Genomic DNA, 11,168 nt, shown 5'->3' on the forward strand with positions numbered 1-11,168 from the left:
AAGGCTCCCAGTAGACGACTGGGTTGATAGGCCAGATGTGGAAGCCCGGCAACGGGTGGAGCTGACTGGTACTAATAGGCCGAGGGCTTGTCCTCAGTTGCTCGCGTCCACTGTGTTAGTTCTGAAGCAACGAACGGTTGCTGGTTTCTAGAGCTAGAACATAATTACAAAGTGTGCTTGTTCGCTCGAAACCGATAGGGTTTCGGTGGTCATAGCGTTAGGGAAACGCCCGGTTACATTTCGAACCCGGAAGCTAAGCCTTTCAGCGCCGATGGTACTGCAGGGGGGACCCTGTGGGAGAGTAGGACGCCGCCGAACAATCTTTCAAAGGACCCTTGGTCCAGCGTTCAACGCTGGACCAAGGGTCTTTTTTTATTTTATTCGATTTGCGCCGAAGCGCGGCCATGGGTTGGTTGCGCAAGAATGACTAGCGGTACCCCGAAGACAGGAGTCACACCCATGTCCAACTCTCCCGACGATCGTCCGGAGCGCGAGCCTCGTCGTAACGACGGCGGTGACAGGGGCGGCTACCGCGGGGGCCGTGACGACCGCGGCGGTGACCGTGGTGGCGACCGTACGCAGAGTGGCGGTTTCCGCCGTGACGACCGCGGCGGGCGCCCCGCCTCCGGTGGTGCCGGTGGTGCCGGTGGTGGCTTCCGTCGCGATGACCGTGGTGGCCGTCCGGCCGGTGGCCCCGGTGGCGACCGCCCGCAGAGTGGCGGTTTCCGTGGTGGCGACCGTCCGAGCTACCCGCGTCGTGATGACCGTGGTGGCGACCGCCCGCAGGGTGGTGGCGGCGGTTTCCGTCGTGACGACCGTGGTGGCGACCGCCCCAGCTTCCCGCGCCGTGATGACCGTGGTGGCGACCGCCCCCAGAGCGGTGGCGACCGCCCGCAGAGTGGCGGTTTCCGTGGTGGCGACCGCCCGAGCTTCCCGCGTCGTGACGACCGTGGCAGCGACCGCCCGCAGGGTGGTGGCGGCGGTTTCCGTGGCGGGGACCGTCCCAGCTTCCCGCGTCGTGATGACCGTGGTGGCGACCGTCCCAGCTTCCCGCGCCGTGACGACCGTGGCGGCGACCGTCCCAGCTTCCCGCGTCGTGATGACCGTGGTGGCGACCGCCCGCAGAGCAGTGGCGGCGGCTTCCGCGGTGGCGACCGCCCGAGCTACCCCCGCCGTGACGATGACCGTGGTGGCGACCGCCCGAGCTTCCCGCGTCGTGACGACCGTGGTGGCGACCGTCCGCAGAGCAGTGGCGGCGGTTTCCGTGGCGGCGACCGCCCGAGCTACCCCCGTCGCGACGACCGTGGCGGTGACCGCCCCCAGAGCAGTGGTGGCGGCTTCCGCGGCCGCGACGACCGTGGTGGCGACCGTCCCAGCTTCCCGCGTCGTGACGACCGCGGTGGCGACCGTCCCAGCTTCCCGCGCCGTGATGACGACCGCGGTGGGTTCCGCGGCGGTCGTGACGACCGCGGTGGCGACCGCCCCAGCTTCCCGCGCCGTGATGACCGTGGTGGCGACCGCCCGCAGAGCAGCGGTGGCGGCTTCCGCGGCCGTGACGACCGTGGTGGCGACCGCCCGAGCTACCCCCGTCGTGACGACAGGGATGACCGTGGCGGCGACCGCGGTGGGTACCGTGGCGGCCGTGACGACCGCGACAGCGACTACCGCGACCGCGAGCCGATCAAGCGCCTCCCGATCGACGACGACGTCACCGGTCACGAGATCGACCCGGACGTTCGCCAGGAGCTGCTGAGCCTGCCCAAGGGTCTGGCCGAAGAGGTCGCGCGCAACCTGGTCATGGTGGCCCGGCTGATCGACGAGGACCCCGAGCAGTCCTACGCCTACGCGCGGATCGCCCTGCGTCTGGCCTCCCGCGTCGCCGCCGTCCGCGAGGCCGCCGGTTTCGCCGCGTACGCCACGCAGAAGTACAGCGAGGCGCTCGCCGAGTTCCGAGCCGCGAAGCGGATGACCGGTTCGGTCGAGCTGTGGCCCGTCATGGCCGACTGCGAGCGCGGCCTCGGCCGTCCGGAGCGGGCGCTGGCGATGGCCGGTGAGCCCGAGGTGCAGAAGCTGGACAAGGCCGCCCAGGTCGAGATGCGCCTGGTCGCGGCCGGTGCCCGGCGGGACATGGGGCAGCTCGACGCCGCCATCGTGACCCTGCAGAGCCCGGAGCTGGCCTCCGCGTCCGTCCAGCCGTGGACCGCCCGCCTGCGGTACGCCTACGCCGACGCCCTGCTGGCGAACGGTCGTGAGGACGAGGCGCGCGAGTGGTTCGCCAAGACGATCGAGTCCGACAAGGACGGTTCGACCGACGCCTCCGACCGGCTCGCCGAGCTGGACGGTGTCGAGTTCGTCGACGCGATGAGCGACGAGGACCGCGAGGCCCTCGGCGACGAGGACCGTGAGGACCACGAGGCCCTCAGCGACGAGGACCGCCGGGTCCAGGACGCCGACGACAAGGGCGTCGCCGAGTACTACGACGAGGACGACGACGAGTACGAGGCGTCGGACGCGCGTGAGGACGACGACGAGTACGAGGCGTCGGACGCGCGTGAGGACGACGACGAGTACGAGGCGTCCGAGGCCCGCGAGATCGACGACGAGGACGACGAGGACGAGCTGATCGCTCGCGCCGAGGCGGACGCCGACGTCGACGTCACCGACGAGGTCGTGGACATCGAGGACGAGGCTCCGTTCGAGGACCAGGGCCGCGACAAGGCCTGACGCACGGCATGAAGAAGGGCGGTACCCCACGGGGGGTACCGCCCTTCTTCGTTTGACGGGCGCGGTCAGTGCAGGCTGCGCAGGACCAGCCCGGTGGCCGGCTTCGGGCCGAAGGAGGTCGACTTCCGGGGCATCGTGACGCCTTGGCGGGCCAGCTCCCGGACCACTTCCTCCCGTACCGGGTGGAGCAGGACCGCCGTGCCGCCGCTGCGCTCGGCCATGTCGACGGTGGCTTCGGTGTCGTGGATGTACACGATGTGCTCGGGGGAGTCCGGGACGTGCCACAGGGTGTCCAGCAGGGTCGCGTGCAGCACGGTCGCGTCCAGCCGGCGCCACGCCTCGGGGCGGTCGTGGCGGACCGTACGGTCGATCAGCGCCGGGTCGGGATCGCTGACCAGGTGGAACCGGCCGTCTCCGGTGAGCAGGAAGGCATTGCCCAGGGCCGAGGCCTCGCCGAGGGCCGCCAGCGCGGCGGACAGCGGACCGTCGACCTGGCGGATCCGGAAGACCCCCTCCAGGGCGGCCAGCGCTTCGGTGACAGGGAGGCGGCGCAGCATCCGGTGGATGGCGCGGACCTGGAGCGGGTAGCGGACGGTGTCCACGAGCAGGACCAGGCCGAAGTCCCACGGGGTGGGGCTCGGGTGCTCCTCCTGTAGGCGCAGGTACGTCGCCCAGCGGTGGTGCCCGTCGGCGATGAGGGCCTGACGGTGGCCGAGGTCGGCGGTGACGGCGGCCAGGTCGACGGGGTCGGTGATGGCCCACAGCCGGTGGCGGAAGCCGTCCTCGGTGGTGGTGCACAGCAGCGGGGGGAGGCTCGCGGTGGCCTCGACCACCTCGGCCGCGCCGGGCACCGGGGTGTCGCCGTCGTCGCTGCGGTAGGTCAGCAGCAGCGGTTCGAGGTTGGCGGAGGTGGCGCGCATCAGCCCGGCCCGGTCGGTGACCACGTGCGGCATGACGTCCTCGTGCGGCAGCACGATCCCGGCGTCGGCCGTGGACAGGGCGAGGGCGCCGATCACCCCGCGCTGGAGCATGTCGCCCTTGCGCTGTTCGTACACGTACAGCGCCGGCTCGGGATCGGCGCTGAGGATGCCCGCGGCGAGCCAGTCGTGGAGGGTCCGCGCGGCCTGTTCGTTGCGCGCGTCCGAGGTGTCGGCCTGGGGGAGGATCAGCCGGACGATGTTGTGCGGGTCCGCGGACTCCAGGTGGTGGAGTCCATCAGGTCGTACGACCACGTCGTAGGGCGGCGAGGTCACGGCGGCGAGGCTGCCGACGCGCTCCGGGACGTAGCGCAGGCCGTGGAAGGGCATCAGGCGCAGGCCGTCGCGCACTCCGTTTTCCTCGGTACCAGGTGTGGTCATTGGTGCATGGTAAGTCCCGTCTCGCGATGCGGGATGATCAGGGTGAGTGCGGAATTGGCCATACGGGACGAAGGAGCGGACAGGATGACGACCCGGCAGAGCAGGACCATGCCCTCGGGCAGTGAGCGCAGTCTGCACCAGGCGTACGACACGGCTCTGCTGGACCTCGACGGAGTGGTCTACGCGGGCGGCCAGGCGATCTCGCACGCCGTCGATTCCCTGCTCGCCGCCCGGGCGGACGGGATGCACCTGGCGTACGTGACGAACAACGCGTTGCGCACCCCCGACGCGGTGGCGGAGCACCTCGGCGAGCTGGGCGTTCCGACCCAGGCGGCCGATGTGATCACCTCGGCGCAGGCGGTGGCCCGGCTGATCGCCGACCAGTTGCCCGAGGGGTCCAAGGTGCTGGTCATCGGCGGTGAGGGGCTGCGGGTCGCGCTGCGCGAGCGCGGGCTGGTGCCGGTGGACTCGGCGGACGAGGAGGGGCTGGCGGCGGTGGCGCAGGGCTACGGCGGCCCGGACCTGCCGTGGAGCCGTTTCGCGGAGGCCTCGTTCGCGATCGCGCGCGGCCTGCCGTGGTTCGCGTCCAACACGGACCTGACGATCCCGAGCCCGCGCGGGATCGCGCCCGGCAACGGGGCCGCCGTGGAGGTCGTACGGATCGCCACGGGCGCCGAGCCGCAGGTGGCGGGGAAGCCGCTGCCCCCGATGCATCGCGAAACGATCCTGCGGACCGGGGCCGAGCGGCCGCTGGTCGTGGGGGACCGGCTGGACACCGACATCGAGGGTGCCTTCCACGGCGAGGTGGACTCGCTGCTCGTGCTGACCGGGGTGACGGACGCGGCCCAGCTGCTGCGGGCCGAGCCGAAGTACCGGCCGACCTACGTGGACCGGGACCTGCGGGGTCTGCTGACCGGGCAGCCCGAGGTGGAGCGGGCCGGGGACGGCTTCCGCTGCGGGGCGTGGACGGCGGTCGCGCTGGACGACGTACTCGACCTGCGCCCGGCCGGGGACGGCGGGAACGACGGCGAGGGTGACGGCGGCGGCGAGGGCGATCCGGTCGACGGGCTGCGGGCGCTGTGCGCGGCGGCCTGGACCCGCGCCGGGGACGGATCCTGCACGCTGGACGCGGGCAAGGCGCTGGCCCGGCTGGGTCTGTGACCGCGCAAGGGGCTGTTCGGGGGACCCGGCCGGGGTGGAGGGTAGGCTAACCTAACTTCCGTGTTGGTCGAGAGTCCCCCCGAACAGAGCGCGGCCGTACCGGCCGCCCCCCGCGCGCCCCATGCCGCGCGCGCCGCCGGTCTGCTGGCCGCCCTGCTGGTGCTCGCGCTCGTCGCCCTGGCGAGCATCGCCGTGGGTGCCAAGCAGATGCCGCTCGAACAGGTCTGGCACGGCCTGTTCCACTACTCGGGGACCCCCGCCGACGTGGTCGTCAAGGACCTCCGGGTTCCGCGGACCGTCCTCGGCCTGATGGTCGGGCTCGGGCTCGGCCTCTCCGGCGCCGTGATGCAGGCGCTGACCCGCAACCCGCTGGCCGAACCCGGCATCCTCGGCGTCAACGCGGGCGCCGCCGCGGCCGTGGTCTCCGCGATCAGCTTCCTCGGGGCGTCCACCCTGACCGAGTACGTCTGGTGGGCCTTCCTCGGCGCCGCCGTCGTCTCCGTCGTCGTCTACGTCCTCGGGGGCAGCCGCAGCGCCACCCCGGTCCGGCTCGCCCTCGCCGGTACGGCCGCCAGCGCCGCGCTCGTCGGCTACATCAACGCCGTCCAGCTCATGGACAACAGGGCGCTGGAGAAGCTGCGCTTCTGGACCGTCGGCTCGCTCGCCTCGGCGAACATGGAGACGGTGCGCCAGGTGGCGCCGTTCCTGCTGGTCGGCGCGGTCCTCGCGCTCTGCCTGGGACGGCCGCTCAACGCCATGGCCATGGGGGACGACACCGCGCGGGCACTCGGATCGAACCTGACCCTGACCCGGATCACCGCCATGGTGGCGATCACTCTGCTGTGCGGGGCGGCGACCGCCGCCTGCGGTCCGATCGTCTTCATCGGGCTGATGATCCCGCACCTGGTCCGGCTGATCACCGGGCCCGACATGCGCTGGGTGCTGGCCTACTCGGCGGTGCTCTCGCCGGTGCTGCTCCTCGGCGCGGACGTCGTCGGGCGGGTCGTCACCCGTCCGGCCGAACTGCAGGTCGGCATCGTCACCGCGCTCATCGGCGGACCCGTCTTCATCTACCTCGTCCGGCGCAAGAGGATGGCCCAGCTGTGAGCGCGACCGTGAAGGACCCGAGGAGCCCGAAGCGCCCGAAGAGCCCGAAGCGTCCGAAGGACGCGACGGCCCCGGCGGCCTCGCGGTCCCGGGGGATGCGGCTGCCCGGCGGGATCTCGCTGCGCTTCGAGCCGCGCGCGGTGGCCGTCGGCCTGCTGCTGGTCGCCGCCACGCTCGTCCTGGCCGTCCTGCTGATCGGGACCGGCGACTTCGACATCGCGCCCTGGGACGTCGTACAGACCCTGCTCGGCAACGGCAGCCCCGCCCACGACTTCGTCGTCAACGACCTGCGGCTGCCCCGGGTGCTCGTCGCCGTCCTGGTCGGCGCGGCCCTCGGGATGGCGGGCGGCATCTTCCAGTCGGTGTCCCGCAACCCGCTCGGCTCCCCGGACCTGCTCGGTTTCGGCTACGGCTCCGCGGTCGGCGCGCTCGTCGTGATCATCCTGTTCAAGGGCGGCGCGGACCAGGTCGCCGCCGGTGCGGTGATCGGCGGCGTACTGACCGGCGTCGTCGTCTACCTGCTCGCCTACAAGCGCGGCATCCAGGGCTACCGGCTCGTCCTCGTCGGCATCGGCGCCTCCGCGATGCTGGTCGCCGTCATCCAGTACCTCCTGACGAAGGCCCAACTGGTCGAGGCCAGCCGGGCGATGGTCTGGCTGACCGGTTCGCTGGCAGGCCGGGACTGGGCGCAGGTGTGGCCGCTGCTGGCGACCTGCCTGGTGCTCTTCCCGCTGGTCCTCGGCCAGGGCAGGGCGCTGCGGATGATGGAGATGGGTGACGACGCCGCCTACGCCCTCGGGGTGCGGGTGGAACGCACCCGGATCCTGCTGATGCTCGCGGCGATCGTGCTCACCACCGCGGCGAGCGCGGCCGCGGGACCCATCAGCTTCGTCGCCCTGGCCGCGCCGCAGCTGGCGCGGAGGCTGAGCCGTTCGCCCGGGTCGAACCTGCTGTCCGGCGCGCTCATGGGCGCCGTACTGCTGCTGCTGTCCGACTGGGCCTCGCAGCGCGCCTTCGGCTCCGACCAGCTCCCGGTGGGCGTGGTGACGGGGCTTGTCGGCGGTGTCTACCTGCTGTGGCTGCTCGTCACGGAACGCAAGTCCGGGCGGATATGAGCCGCGGACCGACCGTTCACCCCGTCCCCGTCCCCGTCCCCGCCCTTCTCCCCGCCCTCGTCACCCTTCCCGCCCATCGGCCCGGAACTCAAGGAGTACCCCAGTGCAGCGGCTGACCGCGGAGAACGTCACCCTCGGCTACGACCAGCGGGTCATCGCCGAGAACCTGTCGGTGGAGATCCCCGACAACTCCTTCACGGTGATCGTCGGACCCAACGCCTGCGGCAAGTCCACGCTGCTGCGCGCCCTCTCACGGATGCTCAAGCCGTCGGCCGGGCGGGTGCTGCTGGACGGGCACGCGATCGGGTCGATGCCCGCCAAGAAGGTGGCGAAGACGCTGGGCCTGCTCCCGCAGTCCTCGATCGCGCCCGACGGCATCACGGTCGCCGACCTGGTCTCGCGCGGCCGCTACCCGCACCAGGGTCTGCTGCGCCAGTGGTCGGCGCAGGACGAGCGGGTCGTCGAGGAGTCGATGGCCTCGACCGGGGTCGCCGAACTCGCCGACCGGGCCGTGGACGAGCTCTCGGGCGGGCAGCGCCAGCGCGTGTGGATCGCGATGGCCCTGGCACAGCAGACCCCGCTGCTGCTGCTGGACGAGCCGACGACGTACCTCGACATCCAGCACCAGATCGAGTTGCTGGACCTGTGCGCGGAACTGCACGAGGAGCAGGGGCGCACCCTGGTCGCCGTGCTGCACGACCTCAACCACGCGGCCCGCTACGCCACCCACCTGATCGCGATGCGCGACGGGGAGGTCGTCGCCGCGGGGCCCCCCGCCGAGGTGGTGACCGCCGAACTGGTGGAGCGGGTTTTCGGGCTGCGCTGCCAGATCATCGACGACCCGGAGACGGGTACGCCGCTGGTGATCCCGGCCGCGCGCGCGGCTCGTAGGAAGACCTCCGCGGCCGGGGCCGCGCCGGTCGCGCCCGCTGCTCGGACGGCCGGGGCGACGGCGTCCGCCGCCCACGTCTGAGGGCTGACCCGCGGAGACCGCCCGGACGGGACCTGGAAGAGCTGGAAGACCAGGAGGACCAGGAGGACCTAGAGCATCGCGCGCAGGCGCAGCAGGTCGCGGAAGCCCGCCTCCAGGCGGACCCGGCCGGAGGCCCAGGCCTTCGCGAAGTTCAGCTCGCCCGCGACCATCGCGAGGAGGTCGTCGCCGGTCATCGCGAGCCGGATCTCGGCCTTGGCCCGCGGTGGGCCGGGGGCCGGGGAGGCCTCGTCGACCTCGATCCGGCCGCCTTCGAGCCGGCCCGTGAACGTCTGGTCCAGGTCGGTCATGTGGCAGCTCAGGGAGCGGTCGAGCGCGGCTGCTCCGCGTACGTCGCCGTTCGACCTGGCCAGGTTGCCGGAGAGTTTGTCGAGTGCTCCGCGGCACTCTTCGATCGTCGCCATGGTGATCACGACGGTACCGCAGAGCCGTGCGTGGCGGCCGCCCGCTTCGGGGTAGCGTCGGGGCATGACCGACGAAGCGCCCGAGGTGCCTTCCGCGGCCCCGTCCGCGGCCGTCCCCGGGGTCGTCCACGGGGAGCCGGCCGGGGTCCCGGCCGACGCCGCTCACGAGCCCGCCGGACCCGCGCCGCTGGGCGTCGTACGGACCCCCACCGGGCACGCCCCGGTCGACGCCGGGCTGGAACGGCTGGCGGACGCCGACCACCTCGCGGCGGACGGGCACGTCGAGGTGTACGAGGATGTACACCGGGGACTGCGTGACGAGCTGACCGCGCTGGACGCGCCGCCGCCCGGACCATCCGCGGGCCCCGCGTCCGCAACGCCGTACGACCTCAGGAGCTGAACCGAACGTGGCTGGAGTGGCACGCCGCCGTCTGGACGCCGAACTGGTGCGCCGCAAGATGGCCCGTTCGCGCGAGCACGCCGCGCAGCTGATCGCCGCGGGCCGGGTCACCGTCGGCGGCGCGACCGCGACCAAGGCCGCCACCCAGGTCGAGACCGCCGCGGCCCTCGTCGTCGTCAAGGACGACGACGACCCCGACTACGTCTCGCGCGGCGGCCACAAACTGGCCGGGGCGCTGGACGCCTTCCGGCCGCTGGGCCTGGCCGTCGAAGGCCGCCGGGCCCTGGACGCCGGGGCCTCCACCGGCGGGTTCACCGACGTACTGCTGCGCTCGGGCGTCGCGCACGTCGTCGCCGTCGACGTCGGCTACGGGCAGCTCGCCTGGTCGCTGCAGAGCGACGACCGGGTCACGGTGAAGGACCGCACGAACGTCCGGGAACTGACCGTGGAGCAGATCGACGGGATCCCGGCCGACCTGGTCGTCGGCGACCTCTCCTTCATCTCCATCGGGCTGGTGCTGCCCGCGCTGGTGCGGTGCACCGCGCCGGACGCGGACCTCGTCCTCATGGTCAAGCCGCAGTTCGAGGTCGGCAAGGACCGGCTCGGCAGCGGCGGCGTCGTCCGCAGCGCCGAGCTGCGGGCCGAGGTCGTCCGCGGGGTCGCGGCCCAGGCGGCGAAGCTGGGACTGGGCGTACTGGGCGTGACCGCGAGTCCGCTTCCGGGCCCGTCCGGGAACGTCGAGTATTTTCTGTGGCTGCGGGCGGGGGCACCGGAACTCGACCCGGCGGATGTTGACCGTGCAGTGGCGGAGGGGCCGCAGTGACAGATTCAACTTCAGGTTCGGGTTCGGTTCCAGGTTCGGGTTCGGGTTCGGGCCCAGCGCCGGCCGGACCGGCGAAACGCACCGTCCTCCTGCTCGCGCACACCGGGCGGCCCGCGGCCATCCGCAGCGCCGAGCTGGTCGTACAGGGCCTGCTGCGCTGCGGGCTGGGGGTGCGGGTCCTGCGGCACGAGGCGGTGGACCTGCCGCTCCCGTCCGAGGTGGAGCTGGTCGACGAGTCCACGCCGGGCGTGTTCGACGGCTGCGAACTGCTGATCGTGCTGGGCGGTGACGGGACGCTGCTGCGGGGCGCCGAGTTCGCGCGCGGCTCCGGGGTGCCGATGCTCGGCGTCAACCTCGGCCGGGTGGGATTCCTCGCGGAGGCCGAGCGGGACGACCTGGACAAGGTCGTCGACCGGGTGGTCACGCGGGCGTACGAGGTCGAGGAGCGGATGACCATCGACGTGGTCGTCCGCACCAACGGTGACGTCGTGCACCGCGACTGGGCACTCAACGAGGCGGCCGTCCAGAAGGTGTCCCCCGAGCGGATGCTCGAGGTCGTCCTGGAGATCGACGGGCGGCCCGTGACCGGCTTCGGCTGCGACGGGATCGTCTGCGCGACCCCGACCGGTTCCACGGCGTACGCGTTCTCCGCGGGCGGACCGGTGGTCTGGCCGGAGGTCGAGGCGCTGCTGATGGTGCCGATCAGCGCCCACGCGCTGTTCGCGAAACCGCTGGTCACCTCGCCGGACTCGGTGCTCGCGGTGGAGGTGCAGCCCGGCACCCCGCACGGGGTCCTGTGGTGCGACGGCCGCCGCTCGCTGGAGCTGCCCGCCGGGGCCCGGGTGGAGGTCCGCCGGGGCGCCGTACCGGTCCGGCTCGCCCGGCTGCACCACGCGTCCTTCACGGACCGCCTCGTGGCGAAGTTCGCCCTCCCGGTCTCCGGGTGGCGTGGGGCCCCGCACTAGATGATTGATTCCAAGGGGTCAGTGATCGTAGGCGGTCAGTGAGCGGAGCACTGGTTCGCCGGCCTTGGTGTTGTGCCAGATTGCGGCGGTGAGGGCCAGGATGCGTTGCAGGACGCGGAC

The 11,168-nt window shown here is 72.2% G+C and carries 11 protein-coding genes, 2 rRNA genes and 1 pseudogene; 10 read left to right on the plus strand and 4 right to left on the minus strand.

Annotation, left to right across the window (positions count from 1 at the left end; genetic code table 11):
- Positions 1 to 95 (plus strand): 23S ribosomal RNA (locus tag QMF80_RS37005); the annotation flags it as partial.
- 106 nt (positions 96 to 201) lie between these two features.
- Positions 202 to 318: ribosomal RNA gene (gene rrf / locus QMF80_RS37010) — 5S ribosomal RNA — on the plus strand.
- A gap of 54 nt (positions 319 to 372) precedes the next feature.
- Here the strand turns inward: rrf and QMF80_RS38495 are convergent.
- Positions 373 to 1,719 (minus strand): hypothetical protein, encoded by a 1,347-nt coding sequence (locus tag QMF80_RS38495; protein ID WP_502962995.1) that lies wholly within the window; start codon positions 1,717 to 1,719, stop codon positions 373 to 375.
- Here QMF80_RS38495 and QMF80_RS37020 point away from each other — a divergent pair.
- Complete coding sequence (locus QMF80_RS37020) at positions 1,681 to 2,724, plus strand: tetratricopeptide repeat protein (RefSeq protein ID WP_283461705.1); 1,044 nt, start codon at positions 1,681 to 1,683, stop codon at positions 2,722 to 2,724. The two genes, QMF80_RS38495 and QMF80_RS37020, sit on opposite strands and share 39 nt — an antisense overlap.
- 65 nt (positions 2,725 to 2,789) lie before the next feature.
- Here QMF80_RS37020 and QMF80_RS37025 read toward each other — a convergent pair whose 3' ends face one another.
- On the minus strand, positions 2,790 to 4,082 hold the full coding sequence (locus tag QMF80_RS37025; protein WP_283461692.1) for a DUF1015 family protein: 1,293 nt from the start codon (positions 4,080 to 4,082) through the stop codon (positions 2,790 to 2,792).
- Positions 4,083 to 4,166: 84 nt separating this feature from the next.
- On the opposite strand from QMF80_RS37025, the gene QMF80_RS37030 reads away from it, so the two are divergent.
- The 4 genes from QMF80_RS37030 to QMF80_RS37045 all read left to right on the plus strand — a co-directional run bounded on the left by QMF80_RS37030 (position 4,167) and on the right by QMF80_RS37045 (position 8,438).
- Entirely contained in the window at positions 4,167 to 5,243 is a 1,077-nt protein-coding gene (locus tag QMF80_RS37030; protein WP_283461694.1) for an HAD hydrolase-like protein, read from the plus strand.
- Between the two features lie 63 nt (positions 5,244 to 5,306).
- Positions 5,307 to 6,350 (plus strand): FecCD family ABC transporter permease, encoded by a 1,044-nt coding sequence (locus QMF80_RS37035; protein ID WP_283461708.1) that lies wholly within the window; start codon positions 5,307 to 5,309, stop codon positions 6,348 to 6,350.
- Positions 6,351 to 6,445: 95 nt separating this feature from the next.
- Positions 6,446 to 7,465, plus strand: a complete 1,020-nt coding sequence (locus QMF80_RS37040; protein ID WP_283461710.1) for a FecCD family ABC transporter permease — start codon at positions 6,446 to 6,448, stop codon at positions 7,463 to 7,465.
- A 103-nt stretch (positions 7,466 to 7,568) separates the two neighbouring features.
- Entirely contained in the window at positions 7,569 to 8,438 is an 870-nt protein-coding gene (locus QMF80_RS37045) for an ABC transporter ATP-binding protein (protein WP_283461695.1), read from the plus strand.
- Positions 8,439 to 8,506: 68 nt separating this feature from the next.
- Here QMF80_RS37045 and QMF80_RS37050 read toward each other — a convergent pair whose 3' ends face one another.
- Entirely contained in the window at positions 8,507 to 8,860 is a 354-nt protein-coding gene (locus tag QMF80_RS37050; RefSeq protein ID WP_283461697.1) for an SCP2 sterol-binding domain-containing protein, read from the minus strand.
- Positions 8,861 to 8,924: 64 nt separating this feature from the next.
- On the opposite strand from QMF80_RS37050, the gene QMF80_RS37055 reads away from it, so the two are divergent.
- From QMF80_RS37055 to QMF80_RS37065, 3 genes are read left to right on the plus strand one after another with little or no spacing between them, the layout of a single operon-like run.
- Positions 8,925 to 9,260 carry a hypothetical protein gene (locus QMF80_RS37055; protein WP_283461699.1) on the plus strand — a complete coding sequence of 112 codons (336 nt, stop codon included), beginning with the start codon at positions 8,925 to 8,927 and terminating at the stop codon, positions 9,258 to 9,260.
- Between the two features lie 7 nt (positions 9,261 to 9,267).
- Positions 9,268 to 10,083: a TlyA family RNA methyltransferase gene (locus QMF80_RS37060; protein ID WP_283461700.1), complete on the plus strand. Its 816-nt coding sequence runs from the start codon at positions 9,268 to 9,270 to the stop codon at positions 10,081 to 10,083.
- Positions 10,080 to 11,048 (plus strand): NAD kinase, encoded by a 969-nt coding sequence (locus QMF80_RS37065; RefSeq protein ID WP_283461702.1) that lies wholly within the window; start codon positions 10,080 to 10,082, stop codon positions 11,046 to 11,048. The genes QMF80_RS37060 and QMF80_RS37065 overlap by 4 nt, the downstream gene beginning before the upstream one ends.
- Before the next feature lie 18 nt (positions 11,049 to 11,066).
- On the opposite strand, the pseudogene QMF80_RS37070 reads toward QMF80_RS37065, so the two are convergent.
- A pseudogene (locus tag QMF80_RS37070) lies at positions 11,067 to 11,168 on the minus strand (IS982 family transposase); the annotation flags it as partial.

Origin of the sequence: Streptomyces sp. G-G2 (genome assembly GCF_030063135.1) — a bacterium.
Taxonomy (GTDB): Bacteria; Actinomycetota; Actinomycetes; order Streptomycetales; family Streptomycetaceae; genus Streptomyces.